This window comes from Winogradskyella tangerina (genome assembly GCF_003260205.1).
Lineage (GTDB): Bacteria > Bacteroidota > Bacteroidia > Flavobacteriales > Flavobacteriaceae > Winogradskyella > Winogradskyella tangerina.
In genome coordinates this window covers 113,306-133,847 of record NZ_QERF01000008.1, presented here as the reverse complement: position 1 = coordinate 133,847, position 20,542 = coordinate 113,306, and the positions used below count along the sequence as shown (strand labels likewise).

Here is a 20,542-nt window from a genome sequence, read left to right as displayed (position 1 = left end):
ACAATGACTGATATTCGTGATATTTCTGAAGAGGATGAACTCTACGAACATTATGCCTTCAAAGTAGAGAAAGGTCAGCAGCCCTTGCGTATTGATAAATATCTAATGAGCTTTGTTGAAAATGCTACGCGCAATAAGATTCAGCAAGCAGCAAAAGATGGGAGCATATTTGTTAACGGAAAGACTGTAAAGTCGAACTACAAGGTAAAACCAAACGATCACATCACCGTAAAGTTTGAACATCCACCACATGAATATTTATTGGTTGCCGAAGATATTCCTATTGATATCGTGTACGAAGATGACGAGCTACTTGTGGTGAATAAGCCCGCAGGCATGGTAGTACATCCAGGTCATGGAAACTACTCAGGGACTTTGATTAACGGACTAATTTTTCATTTTGAAAACCTCCCGAATAACTCAAGTGATCGGCCAGGTCTAGTTCACCGTATCGACAAGGATACAAGTGGATTATTAGTAGTTGCCAAGACCGAAAATGCTATGGCACATTTATCAAACCAATTTGCTGAAAAGACCAGTGAACGTGAGTATTTAGCCTTGGTTTGGGGGAATGTAGATGAAGACGAAGGTACCGTCGAAGGACATATAGGGCGTCATCCAAAAAATAGGTTGCAGAATACAGTTTATGAAGGCGATGAAGCCTATAAAGGAAAACCGGCTGTTACGCATTATAAGGTTATTGAGCGATTTGGATATGTTACGCTGGTAAGTTGTAAACTCGAAACCGGGCGTACCCATCAGATTCGCGTGCACATGAAGCATATAGGACATACATTATTCAATGATGAGCGCTACGGAGGCGAAAAGATATTGAAGGGAACTACCTTCACCAAATACAAACAGTTTGTCGAGAACTGTTTCAAAATTTTACCCAGACAAGCACTTCATGCAAAGACGCTAGGTTTTGAACACCCTTCCACTGGAAAATGGCTGAGTTTTTCTACAGAGCTTCCAGAAGACATGGAGCAATGCATTGAGAAGTGGCGCGGTTACGCCAAGCATCAAGATAATTAATAGTACTATTAGTTTTATTTGTTAAAGGTGGTTGAACAACTAACTACTTGTTTGTACCTTTGAAAGAGAATAAAAAAACTGATTATGAAACTCGTATTATCACCAGCGAAATCTTTAAATTTTGAAAGCGAAGTGCCAACGACCAAAACCACTGAAGGTTGTTTTTTAACCGAAGCTCAGCGTTTAAATAAGTTGTTAAAAAAGAAGTCAGCTCGAAGTTTATCTAAGCTGATGAATATCTCTGCAGATCTTGGTCAATTGAATTACGAGCGTAATCAGTCTTGGGAATTACCATTTACTGCCGACAATGCCCGACAAGCATTATACGCATTCAACGGTGATGTTTACCGTGGACTAGATGCCTACACTATAGATACTGAGAAGCTAGAACAAGTACAAGATACCGTAAGAATACTATCAGGATTATATGGTGTATTGAAACCTTTAGATCTCATTCAACCTTACCGATTAGAAATGGGTACTAGAATGGCCGTAGGTCGTAACAAAAACCTCTATGATTTCTGGAAAAAGAAGGTGACTCAATCCTTAAACGAGGAGTTGGAGGACGGTGAGTTATTTTTGAATTTAGCCAGTAACGAATATTTTAAAGCCATAGACAAAAAAGTCTTGAAGGTGCCAGTAATCACTGCCAGCTTTAAAGAATTCAAAAATGGTGAGTATAAAATGATCGGTTTCTTCGCAAAGTATGCACGCGGTTTAATGACGCGTTATATTATAGAAACTAATGCCCAAACCATTGAAGATATTAAAGGCTTTGATTACGAAGGTTACGGCTTTAGCGACGAGTTATCTACTGAAAAAGAATTGGTATTTGTGAGATAGTTGTTATCTTTAAAAAGTTAACAAATCTTTCATGATTCGATATTACTTGATTATTGCCCTCCAAGGGTATTGCCTGTATCATATTTATAAAAATCGAAAACCCTATTATTGGTATTTTCTGGTATTCTTCATTCCAGTCGTTGGTCCAATTATCTATTTCATCACCAATATTTATAATAAGCGCGATGCGGAAAAAATTCAAGGTGAAATTACGGCAATTATTAATCCAACGAAGAAAATACGGGACCTCGAAAAGGCTTTAGAATTTTCAGATTCTTATACTAACAGAATTGCTTTAGCCGATGCTCATGTTGAAAATGGTGATATGCCAAACGCCATAGTGAACTACAAACATACGCTTCAAGATACGGATCAAAATGAACTTTATGCCAGGCAGCAAATGGTCTTATGTTATTTTCAAATTGAAGATTATCAGGGCGTTTTAGAGCAAGCTGAAAAAATTGTGAATACCTCTGAGTTCAAAGGATCGAAGCAACAATTTTGCTACGGATTGGCCTTAAAAGAATTAGGTCGAATCGATGATGCCGAAATTCAATTAAAACAGATAGATAGGCCGTATTCAAATTATCATGAGCGTTTAGAATTAGCTAAGTTTTACATTGAAAATAATAGAACTTCCGAAGGCAAAGAACTACTGGAAGAAATTTCTTCGGAAGCAGCCCATATGACAAAACCTAACAGACGAATTTATAGGTCTACCATTATCGAAGTTGAGCGTATTCTGAAGTCCTTGTAATGTTCTTTCACAAGCATCCTTATGAACCATTTATTCAGGCAGATACCAAAAAACTAATCGTTGGTACTTTGCCACCTCCGCGATTTTCAACAGGAGATTTGTTAGAAAAGGATGTTGATTTCTGCTATGGCAGCTATTACAATTCACTGTGGTTGTTTATAGATAAAATCCACAATCTTAAATTGCGATTCGATAATTCTCAAGAAGCAGTTGAACAGCGTAAACAGTTTTTGATTGAACATAAAATTGGGGTTTGCGATATTGTACAAAGTGCTGAGCGCGAAAAGATTGATGCATCCGATCTCGGGATGAAAAATATTCAACTTAGAGACGTGATTGGTTATTTAAAACAGTATCAAAATATTGAAACGATATTATTCACTGGTGGAAATAGCAAAAACGGACCAGAATATTTTTTCAGAAGGCATTTGAAGGAATACAATTTGAAATTGGAAGTAATCAATAACGAAGTTCCGAGAATTCACCAGTTTCTTTTGAATGAACGAATCATAAAAACAGTGTCGTTAACTTCAGGATCTGGAGCAGCTAATATTTCAATAAGCAGGCTGCCTTTATACAAGCAAATGAAAGCTAAAAATCCCGACTTTAATACCTTCGATTTTAGGGTGATGCAGTATCGCGAGTATTTGTGACTTTTGGAATTACCTTATTCTTTTTCTTATCTAAGTAATGTCTTAATACGCCACCTTTTACAGTATTCACGTCAAACTCTACGATAAAGGCTTTTTCGTCAATTCGGTTAACAATGCGATACATTTTCTTAATATCAATACGGTTGATGATGGTATGAATGATATCAAAATCTTCCTGTTTACCAGAACTTCCTACGCCACGAGTACCTTTGTAAAGTGTCATGCCTGTACCGAGTTCTTCCATAATAGCCAATTCTATAGCCTCATATTTTTTTGACACTATAGTAACTCCAATAAAATCTTCAAATCCTTCAATAATGAGGTCGGTTACTTTTGCAGTAACGATGTAAGTAAGAATAGAGTAGAGGGCGACTTCAACGGAGAGAACCAAAGCGGTAATACTGAACAATATTATATTGAAGACCAAGATGATCTGACCAATACTTATCCCAAATTTATCGTTGAGGTACACACCCAATATTTCGGAGCCATCGAGTACAGAACCATTCCTAATGGAAATACCGATACCAGAACCTAGAAAGAGCCCACCAAAAATAGAGATCAATAATTTATCATCGGTAATGGTCTCAAAGTTTTCAAAATAGATGAATAATGCTAGACCTAGAATACTTATTATAGACTTAATTACAATCCGTTTAGATACTGTGTAGTAACCTAAAATTAAAAACGGAATACTAAATATAATGAGTAAATAAGATATGTTGATATCAACCTGAGTACGCACCAGTAGAGCAATTCCGGTGACACCGCCGTCTAAAAATCCATTGGGTAATAAGAAGGCTTTTAAGCCTATACTAGCCAGAACAATACCTAATAATAATTGGCCGTATTCTGAAATCTGTTTGAAGGTTTTCGAACTTTTCAAGTGTTGGTTTTGTTTCCAAAAAGATACAAAACCAAAATCGTATAATGTAACTCAAGCAAAAAAAATCCTCTGAGAACATCAGAGGATTATTAATATTAGTCGTCTTTGTGAGATTTACGACGCTTGTGTTTCATTCGTCGACCTTCATAACTTTCAACAAAAGCAGTATATTCTGCAATATCAATAGTTCCGTTGCCATCAGCATCCATCACATCAAATCGTTTTTGAATGCGTTCTTCTTTTGAAACTTCTTTTCGTGTCGTAAATTCTTCTAAAGATACAGTTCCATTAGCATCAGAATCTAAAGCCTTAAAGCGTTCGTCCATAACTTCTTGTTTTAGATCTTCGCGCTGGCGTTGATCTTTAAACTCTTCAGATGAAAGTTCGCCATCACCATTAGCATCTAGTTTTTGAAAAATCTTCTCAGGGTTTCCTCTTTTCTTGCCACCGCGATCTTGTGCATTCGTAAAGCTAATAGCACATAATGCCACAAGGCATAAACTCATTTTTAATGTTTTTGAAATCATAATATATCGTGTTTTTAATTAATGAACACTACTAGGACTTCAAGGTTTGAAAAAGGTTTAATTCAAGTTCTATTTTAGTTGTCTCAAACCTTCATACACAATAATACTTACCGCATTTGCTAGGTTGAGACTTCTAATATGTTCACTATACATAGGAATTTTGAAGAGTTTGTCTTCATGTTTTTTGATAAGTGGTTTGGTCAATCCAACCGACTCCTTTCCGAAGACTAAAAACATATTATCTTTATAAGTGATATCCCAATGCGATTGGGTGCCATGACTCGATAAAAAGACCATTTCAGCATTCGCATTTTTTGAAAAAAATTCTTCCGTAGACTCGTAATAAATCACTTCTAAGTGTTGCCAATAGTCTAATCCGGCACGCTTTAGTCGTTTATCATCTATTTCAAATCCGAAGGGCTTTACTAAGTGCAATCGAGAACCTGTAGCTAAGGCCAACCGACCGATATTTCCGGTATTATTTGGGATTTCGGGTTCTATAAGAACAATGTTCAGTGCCATACTTAGAAAATGAAATTAATCTTAGTTTAATATGGTTTTTATAAAATCATCAATCTTATCCGTACCGTTATTAGTAACATGCTTTATAAAGGCACTTCCAATAATTGCACCTTTTGCATGAGTTGTTGCCTGAGTAAAGGTTTCATTGTTTGAAATGCCAAAACCAACGATTTGCGGATTTTTAAGTTTCATGGCATCAATGCGTTTAAAATAATTAGCTTGTTCGTCTCCAAAACCACTTTTAGCACCAGTAGTACTGGCTGAACTCACCATATAAATGAATCCGTTGGAAATAGAATCTATATACTGAATACGTTCGTCTGAAGTTTGAGGCGTTATCAAGAACACATTGATAAGACCGTGTTTTTCAAAGATGGCTTTGTAATGCTCATCATATACATCAGCCGGAAGATCAGGAAGGATAAGCCCATCGATTCCGATGTCTTCACATTTCTTACAAAAAGCTTCTACACCGTATTGTAATACTGGGTTAAAGTAACCCATTATGATTAAAGGAATTGATACTGTATCTCTAATGTCTTTGATCTGATCAAAAAGTTTTTCAGTAGTCATTCCGTTTTTGAGCGCAGCCGTAGAACTCTCCTGAATGGTTGGCCCATCAGCAAGAGGATCACTAAAAGGCAGACCAATTTCAATCATGTCGACACCGCTTTTTTCAAGGTCTTGTATAATACCTACCGTATCATCGATGCTTGGGTAACCGGCTGTAAAATATATAGATAAGAGTTTTTTGTCTTCGTTTAGTTTCTTATTAATTCTGTTCATTTTCAAATTCTTTTTTCATCTTAACAAAAATCGCTTTTTGTTCATCATTCAGATTGTCTGCTGTAAATATTGAAATGCCTTTGGCACCTTTCACTTTTGATAATCGTATGGCTTTTTCTAAATCTTCAGGTTTTTGCAAGGCAGGGCTATATAAACCTGCATAAATTGGGAAATCAACTTTATTGACACCTTGCTCAATGGCAAAGCCAATCCAGTTCACATTTTCACGATAAAAATTATTGTAAACCATAGGGTAGGCTGCATCCAAATTAAAATCGTCCCAGGGTTGCCTTACCATTTGCCTTGACATTTCAGGAAATGGAAATACTGCGGCAGTCATTTTGTGATTTTTTGCATGTGCTATTTCTACCAATTCGTTAACCAATGACGACACAGCGTTCAATCGGTATTGGCGCCATTCGGTACTTAATTCAGGGTGTTCAAAATCTATGGGGTCCTTGCCGAAAATTTCTTTGAATCCTTCTCTTGCAATGGGATGGTAGCCATAATCAAATTGTGGCAATTCTGTAGTTTGAACCAAACCGTATTTCGGTTGTAGATCAGCGCCAAGAATAACGTCTACATAGCGAACGTAATCCAAATGTATTGAGGCCAATCCTTCTACTTCTGCTAGCTTTCGAACATTATTTTTTATATGTGCTCTTGCTTCAGGGTGAAATGGACTTAACCACTGGTAATAATCAACATAAGCTCTATATTCCAAGGAATTTTTGCCTTTTCTATTTACGGCATACCATTCAGGATGTTTGTTGGCAATAGTATCACCAGGTCGGTTTAAGGTCCACATCCAAGCATGAACTTTTATATTTTTTGAATTTGCGAGCGGAATCAATTCACGATAAAATTCAGGAGAACCACCAACCAAGATTTCTGAAATCCCTAGGGAGTCGTATGTGTTTAATTTGCGTTCCCATTTTTCACTATCAAATTCGCCGCCAGGATTTGTCCATGTGGCAAAAGTGAAACGCTGAGATACTGCAGGTTCTAATTCTTCCTGTTGTTTATTATTACAGGAAGTGAAAAAGACTAATCCTAAAATGATGATGACATATTTCATAATTCTTTTAGTTTTCCTTCCTGATTAATATAATAAACCTTTTCAGTTTTTGGTGATCTAAGTTCGTATTCAAATCCGAAATTGGTCTTAAAAAATGTTGCTTCAAGAGTTTCTGTTTCGGTAAACTTAGCAGTGACATTTCGGGCATTTCCTTGAGGAATATCTAGCAAGTACTTTAAGTCGCCATATCTTGTCTTTCGGAATAAGGCAAATGCTACTTGTTTTACTTCAAGATCTTCGTCATTTATAAATGAAACGTCTTCAACGTTATTTGATTCCGTGAATTGAAGAAATCCCCACTTCTCAGGTTCGTGCATATTAATCACCTTTTGATTGCTCCAAACCCAGTTATACTCTCGAAGGTATTTGCCGTCCTCTTTTTTACGATAATATTTACCATCGATAATATCATGGTCCCATTGCACTCTAGAAAAATTAACACGCCACTGTTCTCCTTCCTTCGGAATAGTTTTAGGTCGGTTTTTGAGTGCAATAAATGGTTTTAACGGAATGGCCATTTCAACCGTCCATGAGAAATCCGTATCGTTGGGATTATTCAAAGTGCCAAAACAATACACCTCAGTTTTGAGGTCATTTAAATTCCATTCAAAATTAGCATTTCCACCAACTCTGTAGGGTTTATTTAAATAAAGATCCCACACTGTATTGAGTGCATTGATCTCAATTTCGCCATAACCATAACCCGTTCCAGAAGGATCAATAAATACTTCAAAATCGTTGTTGTAATATATAATGGCATCGCGTTCTGTCAATGTTCCCCATATATGAGGTTCTTCTAATTGCGCATAAATGTAGAGGTAGTTATCGTCCCAAAGCATTTTTACTTGTGTATCGTATTTTGGGATTTTTTCGCCTTCAATATCAATAAATTTATCAGTGAATTCAGCTTTTGTCCAGCTAGGCTCACTCGCTTTCCCATCAATTATTATTGAATCTGTTGTTTTAGTGACAATGTAATGTTTAGGTATAACAATGTCATCACTCAGCGCTATTTCTATAACTTCTGACTGGGATGTTTGGCACGAAACACAAACCATGAAACTAAAAATATAGATCCAATATTTCATTTACAGTTTGAAATAATCAATATAATTCTGAAGATCTTTATCGCCTCGACCAGATAGACTGATCACAACAATATCTTCAGGTTTAAATGTTTTATACTCGAAAATTGCTAGAGCATGACTCGTTTCAATAGCAGGAATGATACCTTCAAGCTGTGCTAATTCTAAACCAGCAGTCATGGCCTCGTCATCTGTAGCCGAGTAAAATTCTCCACGCCCCGATTTATACAAATGGGAATGAAGAGGACCAACACCCGGATAATCTAATCCGGCCGAAATAGAATACGGCTCTGTTATTTGTCCGTCGTTGGTTTGCATCAATAAGGTTTTACAACCGTGAATAATACCTTCTTTACCTAGCACAGACGTAGCAGCGCTTTCACCTGAGTGAATGCCCTTACCAGCAGCTTCTACAGCGATAATACCTACATCTTCATTATCCAGGAAATGGTAATAGGTCCCAGCAGCATTACTTCCTCCTCCAATACATGCCACAACATAATCTGGTGCTTCGCGGCCTTCTTTTTCTAGGAGTTGCCATTTGATTTCTTCGGAAATTATAGACTGAAAACGAGTCACCATATCCGGATAAGGATGTGGCCCAATGGCAGAACCAATAATATAATGGGTGTCTACCGGATTATTGATCCAATCTCTGATGGCTTCATTGGTTGCATCTTTAAGTGTTCGGCTACCCGATAGCGCCGGACGAACTTCAGCGCCGAGCATTTTCATGCGCGCTACATTTGGCGCCTGACGCGCAATATCAATTTCACCCATATAAACTACACAATCAATTCCCATTAACGCGCACACAGTAGCCGTAGCCACACCGTGTTGTCCTGCGCCTGTTTCAGCAATGATTCGGTTTTTACCAAGACGCTTTGCCATTAATATTTGTCCGATCGTATTATTTACTTTGTGCGCACCAGTATGATTTAGATCTTCGCGTTTAAGGTAAACCTTGGTATTGTATTTTTCTGAAAGTCGCTTGGCATAATATAGTGGTGAAGGTCTGCCCACGTAATCTTTCAGAAGTTGATTAAACTCCTCCTGAAAAGAAGGTTCTGCCATAATCTTCAAATAATTCTGTCGTAGTTCTTCTACATTAGGATAGAGCATTTCAGGAATGAACGCCCCGCCGAACTCGCCGTAGTATCCTTTTTCGTTAATGTTGTAACTCATTTTTAAATTTTTCTAATTCATTAATATGTTTTAAGCCTGGTTCGATTTCAAATTTACTATTGACATCGATGGCATAGCAATATTCTGACTCTTGTTTACTGAGGAAAGATTGAACACTTTTTAATTCGTTCAGTCCAATTCCACCGCTTAAAAAATAGGGTTTAGTAGATGGGTATGCTTGCAATACATTCCAATTGAAGGTGTAGCCGTTACCGCCAGGGTGTTTTCCTTTAGTGTCAAAAAGGAAATAATCTACTATAGATTCGAAAGGCTTTAATACACTAAAATCAAATTCATCTTTTATAGAAAAAACTTTGATGATCTGAGGAAATATGATTCCTGAATCAACAAATAATCTTCTTAGATCATTGATGTATTCTGGTGTTTCTTCTCCGTGTAATTGTATCAAATCTAGTTGATATGCATTGACTTTTTCCAAAACCTTGTCTGGTGTTTCATTAACGAAAACACCAACCTTTTTAACGGATTTGGGGATCTCAGGAATTTCACCTTTAAAATTCCGTGGTGATTGCTCATAAAATATAAAGCCTAGGTAGTCGGGTTGCAATTGAGCCACCTGAGCAGTATTATATTTCATTCCACAGACTTTTAATTTCATTTTACTTTTGTTCTAGTTGGTTGATAAATGCCTTGGCACTTTGCCCAGGGTTATCAGTTTTCATAAAATTTTCACCAATCAAAAACCCTTTGTAACCATAAGTTTGTAATTCTTTAATTGCACGCACCGAGCTTATTCCACTCTCTGAAACCTTTACAAAGTCGTCTGGAATTATTGAACTCAATTGTTTGCTGGTATCTAGACTTACTTCAAAAGTTTTCAGATTTCTGTTATTTACACCAAGCATGTCTAATGAAGGCATAATAGACTTATGTAATTCTTCCTCATTATGAACTTCAAGTAAGACATCAAGATTTAAACTTTTTGCCAATTCTGAAAATTCTTTGATTTCCGATCTGCTTAAAATTGCAGCGATCAAAAGAATAACATCCGCACCATATGCTTTAGCCTCAATAATTTGGTAGGGGTCAATTATAAATTCTTTTCGTAGTAACGGTAGTTTTAAACTAGCTCGAGCTAGTAACAAATCGTCCAAAGCACCACCAAAATATTTACCATCTGTTAAGACCGACATCCCACAAACACCTGCTGCTTCATAACCCGATGCTACATCCTGAACATTTAAATTTTGGTTGATCACCGATTTTGAAGGTGAGCGCCTTTTGTGTTCTGCTATGATTCCGGAAGTGCTGTTTTTTAGCGCATTCGACAAAGAATACGTTTCTCGATGGAATAGTATTGACGCCTCAAGTTGATTGGTTGGAATCAAGGATTTCCTCAAGGCAACTTCATTACGCTTATCTGCAACTATTTTGTCTAAAATATTCATTGACTTAAGGCTATTAATTGATTCAAACTCTGTTTTGCTTTTCCTCCTAATAAAGAGGCTTTAGCTAATTCAAAACCTTCCTTGTGCGATATTTGATTAACAGTGGCGATGGCCAAGCCAGCATTGGCGCAAACAACATTGTTTTGGGCTTTTGTGCCTTTACCATTAATAATTTTGTTAAATAGCCTTGCAGCTTGCTTTACCGTGTTACCACCAAATATTTCCGATTGTTCTATCTGATCTACACCGAGATCCTTAGGCGAGAATAAAACTTCAGAAGTATTTGAAATGACTTTAGTTTTTCCTGTTAGTGAAATTTCATCATAACCATCGAGTGCATGAACCACAGCATAGTTTTTATCAGTTTCCTGATATAGATAACCGTAAAGTCGAAGTAATTCAAGATTGAAAACACCAACCATTTGATTCTTTGGGAAGGCAGGATTTACCATGGGTCCCAACATATTGAAAAAAGTTTTAACACCTAATTCGCGTCTGATCGGTGCAACATTTTTCATCGCAGGATGAAATAAAGGAGCGTGTAGAACACAAATCCCAGCTTCATCAATACTTCGTTTTAGGAAGTCTATATCATTTGAAAATTTTATCCCTAATTCTTCCATTACATTTGAAGATCCACAAGCTGAAGATACGCCGTAATTACCGTGTTTGGTGACTTTTATGCCTGCGCCTGCAGCTACAAAGGAAGAAAGGGTAGAAATATTGAATGTGTCTTTGCCGTCTCCTCCGGTTCCGCAAAGATCAATGGTATTATAGCCATCGAGATCAACAGGAATACACAATTCTAAAAGGGCATCTCTAAAGCCACGAAGTTCATCGATTGTAATACTTCGCATCATATACACTGTTAAAAAAGAAGCGATCTGACTTTGGTTGTATTCACCGTTTGAAATGTTAACCAACACGTTTTTAGCCTCTTCGCTAGAAATGCTTTCTTGATTTATAAGTCTGTTTAATATCTCTTTCATTTAAAAGATAAAAGATTTAAGATTATAGATTTGAGAATTTGTTAATTAATGAAAATAACATCTTCTGAACTTCTTCAATCTGATTAAAAATTATGATTGTATCCTCTTTTTTTAAGTAGCCAACTCTTTGAGAAATCAAAAGTTGTGTGTTTAATTCATTACTAGAACCATAGGCTATACTTAAAAAGTTTTTAAATTCTTTGTCGGAATTTCGTCCTGCACCTTCAGCAATATTAGATGGAATTGAAACGGCACTTCTCTGAATTTGACTCAGCAAACCGTACTTTTCTTCAGAAGGAAACATGGTACCTATTTTGTAAATATTCTCAACCAATTCCATTGACCTTTGCCAGACCTTTAATTCCTTATAATTATTCACTCTATGCTACTTTATCTAATTTGTCTCTGATCTCTAATCTCTTATCTCTCATCTCCTATCTCTTGTCTCATCAAATCAGAAACTAACTATTCACCCAGTTCTCTAATATTTTTTTTCCATTGGGCGTTAAAACCGACTCCGGATGGTATTGAACACCTTTCACATCGTACACTTTATGACGTAAGGACATTATTTGTCCATTAGTATCATAGGAGGTGGCTTCTAAACTTTCAGGGAGGTCATTACTTACTACCCACGAATGGTACCGACCAACTTCGAACGTTTTATCTAATCCGTTGAAAAGATTTTCATCCTCAACAGATAGCGTTACGTTAGTAGCTACACCATGATATACATTATCTAAATTTACCAGTGAACCTCCAAAAACTTCACCAATCGCTTGTTGCCCCAAACAAACTCCTAGGATACTTTTAGTTGGGGCGTAAGTGGCAATGATTTCTTTTAATAAGCCTGCCTCATCCGGAATTCCAGGTCCTGGTGACAGTACAATTTTTTCAAATGGCTCTACGTCTTCAATTGTGAGTTTATCGTTTCGTTTTACAGTTACCTCGCAATAGAGATCCTCGAGATAGTGTACCAAATTGTAGGTGAAACTGTCGTAATTATCAATAACTAATATCTTTTTCATATTAAATATCTTTTGCTAATTCTATGGCCTTAGTTAAAGCACCTAGCTTATTATATACTTCTTGTAATTCATTTTCAGGATTTGATTTGGCTACCAAACCAGCTCCAGCTTGCCAGAACAATTGGTGGTTTTTACTAAGGAAAGTTCTAATCATAATGGCATGGTTAAAATTCCCTTCAAAATCCATAAATCCTATAGCGCCGCCATAAAATCCTCTGCTTGTTTTTTCGTAACGTTCTATCAATTGCATCGCCATATGTTTTGGCGCACCACTAAGTGTTCCTGCAGGAAAAGTATCAGCAACCACTTGCATGGTGTCTGCATTTTTATGCTTTATTCCGGTCACCTTACTTACCAAATGGATGACATGCGAGAAGAATTGAACTTCCCTGTAATTTTCCACTGTGACATCATGGCTATGTCTACTAAGATCATTTCTGGCCAAGTCAACTAGCATCACATGTTCGCTATTTTCTTTGTCGTCATTGATCAGTTTTTCGGCGAGTTCAGCATCTTGAAGATCATTTCCGGTTCGCTTGAAAGTACCAGCGATTGGGTGAATTTCTGCTTTGTTGTCTTTCACAATCAGTTGCGCTTCAGGCGAACTGCCGAATATTTTGAAATTCCCGTAATCAAAATAGAATAAATATGGCGAAGGATTAATACTTCTAAGGGCGCGGTACACGTTGAATTCATCGCCACTAAATTTTTGTGAGAATTGTTTCGAAAGTACAAGTTGAAACACATCGCCTCTGGCACAGTGCTTTTTGGCAAGTTCCACCTGTTCCTTGTATTCCTCATCAGAAAGGTTAGAACTTATGTCGCCTTCATCATTGAAGCTGTAGGAAGCATATTGTCTGGTTTGAATGAGTTGATGAATCTCATCAATATTATTTTCGGTATCAAAACAGTGAGCAAAAATATAGGCTTCATTTTTGAAATGATTAATGGCAATAATATTTTGGTAAACCGCATAGTAAATATCTGGAATATCAATTGCATGCTCCTTTTTGGAGATATCAATGTCTTCGAAATATTTAACAGCGTCATAAGCAGTGTATCCAAAGATGCCATTATTTATAAATTTAAATTCTTTGTTAGAATCGACTTTAAAGCGCTGGGTAAATTTGTGAATTTCTTCAACTACACCTACAGTATCTACAAAGTTGTTTTTTGAACTCCCGTCAGGATAAGTTTGAGAAATGATTCCTTCATTAACCTGAATGGAGGCAATTGGATTACAACAGATGTAAGAAAAACTATTATCGTTAGCATGGTAGTCACTACTTTCAAGTAAGATACTATTTGGAAATTTGTCTCTTATCTTAAGGTAGATACTAACTGGCGTTATCGTATCCGCAAGAATTTTTTTGTAATGTGTATATAAACTAAATGTTTTCATTCACTTTTGAATTAAAAAAGGCTTGTCGTGAATGACAAGCCTCTTTTTATATTATAGATACCAAGGATTATTTCACGAACATAAGTTTGAGAAATTCCACCACCAAGTATTGTTTATTATCGTTTTCATTTGAATGTCAAATATAGAAATGAAAATATTTAAATTCAAGCAAATCAATTAATTTTTTGTTAATTATTAAATCGACTGCAAATGGATTAATAACTTTATAGCATGAAGCGAATATTATTCATTGTTCTGGTGAGCTTGTTGTCTTGTAAAAATGAGACGGCCAAGGTAGAAAAGGATTCGGCTGCGGTTGTAGAAGAAGACGTCGTTAATCTTAATGCGCAGTCTGAAATCGATTTGAGAATTTATGATTACGATGGTTTAGAACCTCTGATCAATAAGTCTGATGACAATGTTCATGTTGTAAATTTCTGGGCCACTTGGTGTGCACCTTGTGTAAAGGAGTTACCTTATTTTGAAACGATCAATGAAAAATATGCAGATCAAAATGTAGAAGTACTGCTGGTAAGCCTAGATTTTCCTCGAAACTACGATTCAAAGTTGAAGCCTTTTATGATAAAGCATGGATTAAAATCTGAGGTTGTAGCTTTTGACGATGTCGATCAGAATAGATGGATTCCGGCGATAAATGAAAACTGGACTGGTGCATTACCAGCAACTATTATTTACAAGGGTGATAAGCGTAATTTTTACGAACAGTCCTTTACATTAGAAGAACTTGAAACCGAATTACAGCAATTTTTAACTCCTTAGTTGAGCAATTAACATAAAACACAAAACCTAAATTTAAAAACAATGAGAACATTAAAATTACTAGTAGTATTGGTGGTAGCAATTACGACGACGGCCTTTACAATTAAATCTGATGGAACCGGTTATAAGGTTGGAGATGTAGCTACAGATTTTAGCCTAATGAATATTGATGGTAAAATGGTATCACTTGCAGATTTTACAGATGCAAGAGGATTTATCGTCATATTTACCTGTAACACTTGTCCATACGCAGTAGCATACGAGGATAGAATTGAGGCTTTAAACAAAAAGTATGCAGATAAAGGATATCCTGTTGTTGCCATAATGCCAAATGATACAGATATTAAGCCTGGAGATAATATGGAAGCCATGAAAGCGAGAGCCAAAGCCAAAGGGTTTACATTTCCTTATTTAATGGATGAGGGTCAGGAGATCTATCCGCAATATGGTGCAACAAAAACACCACATGTTTATATACTACAAAAAGAAAAAGAAGGCAATGTAGTGAAGTACATCGGAGCGATTGACGATAATTATAAAGATGCTGCACAAGTGAACACTAAATACGTAGAAAATGCTGTTGACGCTTTATTAGATGGCAAGTCGATCGAAGTTGACCAAACAAGAGCAATTGGTTGTTCAATCAAGGTGAAATCATAGCAAACAGAGCTATTTCAAAGAAATAATGTTAAATATTGAACCCGGAGTGTAACACTTCGGGTTTTTTTTCGTCTATTTCACAAGGAAATGTTAATTTTGTTTAATAAAAATGCTAGGAAAAGTGGATTTATTGCAAAATGATTGGACAAAACAGCTCGAAGAAGACAATAATTCGGTTGTTTTAGATGTTAGAACCCAAGAAGAGATCGATTTAGGCGTTATACCTGGAGCAATTCACATTGACATTTATAAAGGTCAAGGATTTATTGAAGAGGTAGAGGCTTTAGATAAAACCAAAAATTATTATGTGTATTGCAAAGCAGGTGGCCGAAGTGCTCAAGCTTGTGCAGTAATGAATCAGTTAGGGTTTCAAAATACTTATAATTTGGTAGGCGGTTTTAGTGAATGGCAAGGTGAGGTTGCTTTCAACGAATAAAACATTAAATCAAAAAATGAAAAAATTAGCTATTGTTGGCTGTCTTATTTTGGCAGTAAGTTTTGTAACAAGTTGTCTAGACAGTAAAATTAACGATACTGAAGTTAAACTTGTCACTGCAGAAGAAATGCAATCCATTTTAGAGATGGAGGATGTGCAATTGGTAGATGTACGCACTGAAAAAGAATATGAAAAGGAGCATATTGTGAATTCACAAAACATTGATTTTAATTCACCAACCTTTGATGAGGATATAGCGAAGCTCGATAAAGAGAAGCCAGTGATCTTGTATTGTAAAGGTGGTAATAGAAGCGCAAAATGTGCCAAGAAGCTGCAAGATGCAGGATTTGAAAAAATATACGATCTCGAAGGCGGTATTTCCAAATGGCGACATTCAGATAAAATAGAGATCGAAGTAAAGTCTTAATAAACCAACCGAACGAAAGTTCGGTTTTTTTATGCCAATTTATCTTCATTTTTTAATTCTTAAGGTTTTTATAAATTAGACGACTCTTAAAGAATAATAGAGACGCAACACTTACATTTGCGCTATAAGGTTTTTAATATGATTATTAAGAAAGCACTTCTTTACTGCATCTTGGCAGTTTGTTTTTCACTCAATTTGAATGCACAGATTTTGGAGCCAGTAAAGTGGGAATCTGAGGTCGAAAAGATTTCAGATACTGAATATAAACTGGTTTTCACAGCAAATATTGATAAAGGATGGTATATCTATTCTCAAAATAGGCAAGAAGAAGATGGCTTTGCCCCAGAAACTTACTTTGAATTTAGAGGACAGGATGATAACTATCAGCTTGATGGCAAGACTTCGGAACCCGAAGTAGAACCAATTTATGATAAGATCTTTGAAGAGAACGTAGTTAAATTCAAAGATCGGGCAATATTTGAACAGCGTATATCGCTTATTAATTCAAGTTTGAATCAGATTGAAGTATTTGTAGAGTACCAGACCTGTGATAATGCAAAATGTATTCCGGGTGATTTCACGTTTTATTTATCACTTGATGGTTCTGCCATAGAAAAGAAAGCTGTAGAAATTGATGAAAGGAGTAAGCAGCTAAGTGAAGGGTTAAATATGAATGTCACAGGATGGGAGAAATACGAAAAACAAACTGTTGAAGAGAAAAGTAATTTTACCATTTTTCTCCTTGGATTTTTAGGCGGTCTAATTGCCTTGCTTACACCTTGTGTATTCCCAATGATTCCGTTAACTGTTTCGTTTTTTACCAAGAGTTCTGGTGAGAATAAGAAAGGATTATTCAATTCTATTTTGTATGGGCTATTTATCTTTTTAATCTACGCCTTATTGAGTATTCCTTTTCATGTTCTAGATTCTGTTGACCCTGGAATATTAAATAATATTTCTACCAACGTAACGCTTAACATCATTTTCTTTATCATATTCATCGTTTTTGCCTTTTCATTTTTCGGCTATTATGAACTGACATTACCACAGTCTTGGAGTGCGGCTATGGATGATCGTGCTAATAAGATTGGCGGTTTTGTTGGAATCTTTTTTATGGCACTCACACTAGCCATTGTGTCCTTTTCATGTACCGGTCCAATTTTAGGAACACTATTAGGAAGTTCATTAACCGCTGATGGCGGAGCCATGCAACTTACTATGGGTATGAGTGGTTTTGGGTTAGCATTAGCTTTACCATTTACTCTGTTTGCTATGTTCCCGAAGTGGCTGAATACACTGCCTAAATCGGGTGGTTGGCTAAATACAGTAAAGGTGGTATTAGGCTTTATTGAATTGGCTTTAGCACTTAAGTTTTTATCTAATGCCGACCTTGTTGAACAATGGGGACTTTTAAAGCGTGAAGTGTTTATAGGACTCTGGATTATAATTGGCATCGGACTCGTATTATATTTATTCGGAAAAATCAAATTTCCACATGACGGTCCGTTGCAAAAACTCGGTAAGGGACGAATTACTACAGGTATTTTATTTGTGGCTTTTGTGATTTATTTGATACCTGGATTGACGAATTCGAAATGGGCAAACCTCAAATTACTTAGTGGTTTTCCACCACCAATGTTCTACAGTATTTATGAAAAAGCTTCAGAATGTCCTCTCGATCTGAATTGTAGAAAAGACCTTGATGAAGGTATTGAATTAGCAAAGGCTGAAAATAAGCCCATACTTTTAGATTTTACAGGTTGGGCCTGTGTGAATTGCAGGCAGATGGAAGAGCAGGTGTGGAGCAAATCAGAAGTATATGATATGCTTAAAGATAACTATGTTATTATTTCATTATACGTAGATGATCGAAGGGAACTTTCGGCTGATAAACAATTCGATTATATCAGATCGAATGGAACAGTAAAGACGATTGAAACCAAAGGTGATAAATGGACTGCCTTGCAAACCACAAATTTTGAGGATAACTCACAGCCATATTATGTGCTTTTGAATTCAGAAATGGAACTTCTAAATACTACGAATGCTTACGAGCCTAATGCAGAAGCCTACTTGGAGTGGTTAAAAACCGGTTTGGAAAATTTCAAGAAATAATATTAGACCTCGAAGTATACTTCTTCAAAAGGAATTCTGAAACGCTTTCCGTAAATCCCTTTTTCATCTCTAATTCCGCAGCCAATAACCATATTTATTTCAGCGCCTCTCGGTAGTTTCAAAATCCGTTTCACTCGTAGAGTATCACTACCTTCCATTGGGCAGGTATCATAACCGATCGCAGCCATACTGATCATAAAGTTTTGTGCAGCAAGTCCGGCACTTTTATGGGCAACAATGCGCATATCGCTTTGTCGTGCTTGCCTATAAATCGGTTTAAATAAGCCCATAATTTGAAAAACGCCATATTTAATCATTCCTAAAATACCGAGGAAATCGGTGTATACTGTTGGAATGAGTTTTTTATAATAATTCGTTGCCATTTTTTTTCGCCTTAGATCGCGCTCACTTAAACCCTCTTTATCATAGGCCTTGTTGATAAAATCAATATTTGCTTGCCTACGTTTTTTCCATAGGTCTTTCCGTGCAACGATGACAACTAATTGTTGTGCAGTTTTAGCTGCGCTCTGATTAAAACATGCTTCTGCAAGTCGCTTAAGCTTCTCTTTATCGGTCACATGATAAAACTCCCAAAGTTGAAGATTACTACTCGTTGGTGCTAATGCAGCATTGACGAGGCATTGTTTCACTTTTTGGGTGTCGATAGGAATATCTTTATAAACTCTTGTTGACCGTCGGTATGCAATTGCTTCTGAAACCGTTTTTTCCATGCTAATCATCTGTATTTAGGTACAAGATAAATGAATAAAGCAGAAAATAGCCCAATTTTAAATTAAAGCTTATCTTGAAAATCGATATGAAAAGTGTAACTATAGATATTGTAAACATAGGCCTGCTTATTATATCCTTGATTGCAGCCATAGTTTTACCTTTTGAATTATTCCTTTTTTCGTATGCCTTTCTCGGGCCATTACACTATTTGACGGAGATAAATTGGTTAGATGATAAAACCTATTTCATTAAGCCAAAACTTATAATTAAGCGGTTATTTATTGTATTCGCTATTGTGGTTGCAATATTTCCAATGATGAAATATCTTGAAGATGTTGCGGTTTTTGAACGACTTATGGAGTGGCTCGGACCAAATATAAATGCCATTCTTTTACTTTCTGGATTTCTATTTTCAATGGCACTGATTGTAATTCGAAAATTGAATTATTTAGTACTTGCCTTAGTGCTTAGCATAGTCCTTTCATTAATTTTTGCATTAGTCATCCCAAAAATAGTTGTTGTTGTTGGTGTGTTTTTGCCAACCATAATTCATGTCTATGTTTTTACGCTACTCTTTATGTTATATGGTGTTTTAAAATCAAAGAGTATTCCAGGTATAATCTGTGTTTTATTAATTGCTTTGGTACCTTTCCTTATCTTACTATTAGATTTAGATGCAACTCGGTATTTAGTTTCAGATTATACCAAAGCATCTTTTACGGATAGTGGTTTTATTCCGCTTAATTACAGTTTAGCAAATTTGATAGGTGCAGATATGGAGAAATTTGCTTTGTTGTCTGAGACTGGCGTAAAAATCCAAATATTTATCGCTTTTGCTTATACCTATCATTATCTCAACTGGTTTTCAAAAACCTCTATTATCGGCTGGAAAAAAAGTCTAACCAATAAGCGAACTAAATATATTGTCGGTATTTGGGTGGCTTCAGTGGCGTTATATTTATATGATTACACTACAGGAATTATAGCCTTATTTTTCTTGAGTTTATTGCATGTGGTTTTAGAATTCCCACTCAATGTAGTTACCATAAAAGAGATTAGTTTGGCAGTCTTCAGAAATAAATTTTGGAATAGAGTTTTAAGCCGAAAAGCCTAATTAAATTATTGAAATATAATACACCATCAGCTCTGGACTTGTCGCCACTTAAAAGCGACAAGTCCAGAATGATGGTGATTCAAGTTATAACAA

Annotated in this window: 24 protein-coding genes; 10 read left to right on the top strand and 14 right to left on the bottom strand. The window is 36.2% G+C overall.

The genetic code is table 11. The annotated features are described in order from the left end of the window. The first annotated feature begins 3 nt into the window (after window positions 1-3). From DDY94_RS12315 to DDY94_RS12300, 4 genes are all read left to right on the top strand, one after another. Window positions 4-1,035, top strand: coding sequence for an RluA family pseudouridine synthase (locus tag DDY94_RS12315; RefSeq protein WP_111684424.1), 1,032 nt, complete (start codon window positions 4-6; stop codon window positions 1,033-1,035). An 84-nt stretch (window positions 1,036-1,119) separates the two neighbouring features. Further along, entirely contained in the window at window positions 1,120-1,878 is a 759-nt protein-coding gene (gene yaaA, locus DDY94_RS12310) for a peroxide stress protein YaaA (RefSeq protein WP_111684423.1), read from the top strand. A gap of 31 nt (window positions 1,879-1,909) precedes the next feature. After that, a complete protein-coding gene (locus DDY94_RS12305) occupies window positions 1,910-2,635 on the top strand; it encodes a hypothetical protein (protein WP_111684422.1) in 726 nt (241 codons plus the stop codon). After that, window positions 2,635-3,288, top strand: a complete 654-nt coding sequence (locus tag DDY94_RS12300; RefSeq protein ID WP_111684421.1) for a uracil-DNA glycosylase family protein — start codon at window positions 2,635-2,637, stop codon at window positions 3,286-3,288. The genes DDY94_RS12305 and DDY94_RS12300 overlap by 1 nt, the downstream gene beginning before the upstream one ends. Here DDY94_RS12300 and DDY94_RS12295 read toward each other — a convergent pair. From DDY94_RS12295 to DDY94_RS12235, 13 genes are all read right to left on the bottom strand, one after another. Continuing rightward, window positions 3,257-4,174: a YitT family protein gene (locus DDY94_RS12295; protein ID WP_111684420.1), complete on the bottom strand. Its 918-nt coding sequence runs from the start codon at window positions 4,172-4,174 to the stop codon at window positions 3,257-3,259. The genes DDY94_RS12300 and DDY94_RS12295 overlap by 32 nt on opposite strands. 95 nt (window positions 4,175-4,269) lie before the next feature. Continuing rightward, the gene (locus DDY94_RS12290) at window positions 4,270-4,680 is read right to left on the bottom strand and encodes an EF-hand domain-containing protein (RefSeq protein WP_198658953.1); all 411 of its coding nucleotides are present in this window, start codon (window positions 4,678-4,680) and stop codon (window positions 4,270-4,272) included. A gap of 90 nt (window positions 4,681-4,770) precedes the next feature. Further along, entirely contained in the window at window positions 4,771-5,223 is a 453-nt protein-coding gene (locus DDY94_RS12285) for a tRNA (cytidine(34)-2'-O)-methyltransferase (protein ID WP_111684418.1), read from the bottom strand. A gap of 21 nt (window positions 5,224-5,244) precedes the next feature. Beyond that, window positions 5,245-6,009 (bottom strand): tryptophan synthase subunit alpha, encoded by a 765-nt coding sequence (gene trpA / locus DDY94_RS12280; protein WP_111684417.1) that lies wholly within the window; start codon window positions 6,007-6,009, stop codon window positions 5,245-5,247. After that, complete coding sequence (locus tag DDY94_RS12275; RefSeq protein WP_111684416.1) at window positions 5,996-7,087, bottom strand: family 10 glycosylhydrolase; 1,092 nt, start codon at window positions 7,085-7,087, stop codon at window positions 5,996-5,998. The genes trpA and DDY94_RS12275 overlap by 14 nt, the downstream gene beginning before the upstream one ends. Next, window positions 7,084-8,175, bottom strand: a complete 1,092-nt coding sequence (locus tag DDY94_RS12270; RefSeq protein ID WP_111684415.1) for a carbohydrate-binding family 9-like protein — start codon at window positions 8,173-8,175, stop codon at window positions 7,084-7,086. Before DDY94_RS12270 ends, DDY94_RS12275 begins: the two co-directional genes overlap by 4 nt. Then, window positions 8,176-9,357 (bottom strand): tryptophan synthase subunit beta, encoded by a 1,182-nt coding sequence (trpB, locus tag DDY94_RS12265; protein WP_111684414.1) that lies wholly within the window; start codon window positions 9,355-9,357, stop codon window positions 8,176-8,178. After that, window positions 9,341-9,955 carry a phosphoribosylanthranilate isomerase gene (locus tag DDY94_RS12260; RefSeq protein ID WP_232817869.1) on the bottom strand — a complete coding sequence of 205 codons (615 nt, stop codon included), beginning with the start codon at window positions 9,953-9,955 and terminating at the stop codon, window positions 9,341-9,343. Before DDY94_RS12260 ends, trpB begins: the two co-directional genes overlap by 17 nt. Before the next feature lie 22 nt (window positions 9,956-9,977). Then, complete coding sequence (gene trpC / locus DDY94_RS12255; RefSeq protein WP_111684412.1) at window positions 9,978-10,766, bottom strand: indole-3-glycerol phosphate synthase TrpC; 789 nt, start codon at window positions 10,764-10,766, stop codon at window positions 9,978-9,980. After that, window positions 10,763-11,755, bottom strand: a complete 993-nt coding sequence (gene trpD / locus DDY94_RS12250; protein WP_111684411.1) for an anthranilate phosphoribosyltransferase — start codon at window positions 11,753-11,755, stop codon at window positions 10,763-10,765. Before trpD ends, trpC begins: the two co-directional genes overlap by 4 nt. Window positions 11,756-11,777: 22 nt before the next feature. Continuing rightward, entirely contained in the window at window positions 11,778-12,134 is a 357-nt protein-coding gene (locus tag DDY94_RS12245) for a four helix bundle protein (protein WP_111684410.1), read from the bottom strand. A gap of 82 nt (window positions 12,135-12,216) precedes the next feature. Continuing rightward, window positions 12,217-12,783: an anthranilate synthase component II gene (locus DDY94_RS12240; RefSeq protein WP_111684409.1), complete on the bottom strand. Its 567-nt coding sequence runs from the start codon at window positions 12,781-12,783 to the stop codon at window positions 12,217-12,219. 1 nt (window position 12,784) lies between these two features. Then, window positions 12,785-14,185: an anthranilate synthase component I family protein gene (locus tag DDY94_RS12235; RefSeq protein WP_111684408.1), complete on the bottom strand. Its 1,401-nt coding sequence runs from the start codon at window positions 14,183-14,185 to the stop codon at window positions 12,785-12,787. Between the two features lie 231 nt (window positions 14,186-14,416). Between DDY94_RS12235 and DDY94_RS12230 the strand changes: the two genes are divergently transcribed. The 5 genes from DDY94_RS12230 to DDY94_RS12210 all read left to right on the top strand — a co-directional run bounded on the left by DDY94_RS12230 (window position 14,417) and on the right by DDY94_RS12210 (window position 18,603). Then, window positions 14,417-14,965: a TlpA disulfide reductase family protein gene (locus DDY94_RS12230; protein ID WP_111684407.1), complete on the top strand. Its 549-nt coding sequence runs from the start codon at window positions 14,417-14,419 to the stop codon at window positions 14,963-14,965. Between the two features lie 42 nt (window positions 14,966-15,007). Further along, entirely contained in the window at window positions 15,008-15,625 is a 618-nt protein-coding gene (locus DDY94_RS12225; RefSeq protein WP_111684406.1) for a thioredoxin family protein, read from the top strand. Between the two features lie 109 nt (window positions 15,626-15,734). Next, window positions 15,735-16,061: a rhodanese-like domain-containing protein gene (locus tag DDY94_RS12220; protein WP_111684405.1), complete on the top strand. Its 327-nt coding sequence runs from the start codon at window positions 15,735-15,737 to the stop codon at window positions 16,059-16,061. 16 nt (window positions 16,062-16,077) lie between these two features. Further along, on the top strand, window positions 16,078-16,488 hold the full coding sequence (locus DDY94_RS12215; RefSeq protein WP_111684622.1) for a rhodanese-like domain-containing protein: 411 nt from the start codon (window positions 16,078-16,080) through the stop codon (window positions 16,486-16,488). Between the two features lie 138 nt (window positions 16,489-16,626). After that, on the top strand, window positions 16,627-18,603 hold the full coding sequence (locus DDY94_RS12210; RefSeq protein ID WP_111684404.1) for a protein-disulfide reductase DsbD family protein: 1,977 nt from the start codon (window positions 16,627-16,629) through the stop codon (window positions 18,601-18,603). Between the two features lie 2 nt (window positions 18,604-18,605). On the opposite strand, the gene DDY94_RS12205 is transcribed toward DDY94_RS12210, so the two are convergent. Continuing rightward, window positions 18,606-19,334: a nitroreductase family protein gene (locus tag DDY94_RS12205; protein ID WP_111684403.1), complete on the bottom strand. Its 729-nt coding sequence runs from the start codon at window positions 19,332-19,334 to the stop codon at window positions 18,606-18,608. Between the two features lie 86 nt (window positions 19,335-19,420). On the opposite strand from DDY94_RS12205, the gene DDY94_RS12200 reads away from it, so the two are divergent. Then, on the top strand, window positions 19,421-20,449 hold the full coding sequence (locus tag DDY94_RS12200) for a hypothetical protein (RefSeq protein WP_111684402.1): 1,029 nt from the start codon (window positions 19,421-19,423) through the stop codon (window positions 20,447-20,449). Window positions 20,450-20,542 lie beyond the last annotated feature (93 nt).

Bases quoted from the DNA above. Each gene is read 5' to 3' on its own strand.
- DDY94_RS12240 (WP_111684409.1), bottom strand. From the start codon at position 12,783: ATGAAAAAGATATTAGTTATTGATAATTACGACAGTTTCACCTACAAT.
- DDY94_RS12200 (WP_111684402.1), top strand. From the start codon at position 19,421: ATGAAAAGTGTAACTATAGATATTGTAAACATAGGCCTGCTTATTATA.
- DDY94_RS12230 (WP_111684407.1), top strand. From the start codon at position 14,417: ATGAAGCGAATATTATTCATTGTTCTGGTGAGCTTGTTGTCTTGTAAA.
- DDY94_RS12285 (WP_111684418.1), bottom strand. From the start codon at position 5,223: ATGGCACTGAACATTGTTCTTATAGAACCCGAAATCCCAAATAATACC.
- DDY94_RS12290 (WP_198658953.1), bottom strand. From the start codon at position 4,680: ATGAGTTTATGCCTTGTGGCATTATGTGCTATTAGCTTTACGAATGCA.
- trpB (WP_111684414.1), bottom strand. From the start codon at position 9,357: ATGAGTTACAACATTAACGAAAAAGGATACTACGGCGAGTTCGGCGGG.
- DDY94_RS12235 (WP_111684408.1), bottom strand. From the start codon at position 14,185: ATGAAAACATTTAGTTTATATACACATTACAAAAAAATTCTTGCGGAT.
- DDY94_RS12220 (WP_111684405.1), top strand. From the start codon at position 15,735: ATGCTAGGAAAAGTGGATTTATTGCAAAATGATTGGACAAAACAGCTC.
- DDY94_RS12205 (WP_111684403.1), bottom strand. From the start codon at position 19,334: ATGGAAAAAACGGTTTCAGAAGCAATTGCATACCGACGGTCAACAAGA.
- DDY94_RS12215 (WP_111684622.1), top strand. From the start codon at position 16,078: ATGAAAAAATTAGCTATTGTTGGCTGTCTTATTTTGGCAGTAAGTTTT.
- DDY94_RS12300 (WP_111684421.1), top strand. From the start codon at position 2,635: ATGTTCTTTCACAAGCATCCTTATGAACCATTTATTCAGGCAGATACC.
- DDY94_RS12270 (WP_111684415.1), bottom strand. From the start codon at position 8,175: ATGAAATATTGGATCTATATTTTTAGTTTCATGGTTTGTGTTTCGTGC.
- DDY94_RS12275 (WP_111684416.1), bottom strand. From the start codon at position 7,087: ATGAAATATGTCATCATCATTTTAGGATTAGTCTTTTTCACTTCCTGT.
- DDY94_RS12210 (WP_111684404.1), top strand. From the start codon at position 16,627: ATGATTATTAAGAAAGCACTTCTTTACTGCATCTTGGCAGTTTGTTTT.
- yaaA (WP_111684423.1), top strand. From the start codon at position 1,120: ATGAAACTCGTATTATCACCAGCGAAATCTTTAAATTTTGAAAGCGAA.
- DDY94_RS12260 (WP_232817869.1), bottom strand. From the start codon at position 9,955: ATGAAATATAATACTGCTCAGGTGGCTCAATTGCAACCCGACTACCTA.
- DDY94_RS12305 (WP_111684422.1), top strand. From the start codon at position 1,910: ATGATTCGATATTACTTGATTATTGCCCTCCAAGGGTATTGCCTGTAT.
- trpA (WP_111684417.1), bottom strand. From the start codon at position 6,009: ATGAACAGAATTAATAAGAAACTAAACGAAGACAAAAAACTCTTATCT.
- trpD (WP_111684411.1), bottom strand. From the start codon at position 11,755: ATGAAAGAGATATTAAACAGACTTATAAATCAAGAAAGCATTTCTAGC.
- DDY94_RS12225 (WP_111684406.1), top strand. From the start codon at position 15,008: ATGAGAACATTAAAATTACTAGTAGTATTGGTGGTAGCAATTACGACG.
- trpC (WP_111684412.1), bottom strand. From the start codon at position 10,766: ATGAATATTTTAGACAAAATAGTTGCAGATAAGCGTAATGAAGTTGCC.
- DDY94_RS12315 (WP_111684424.1), top strand. From the start codon at position 4: ATGACTGATATTCGTGATATTTCTGAAGAGGATGAACTCTACGAACAT.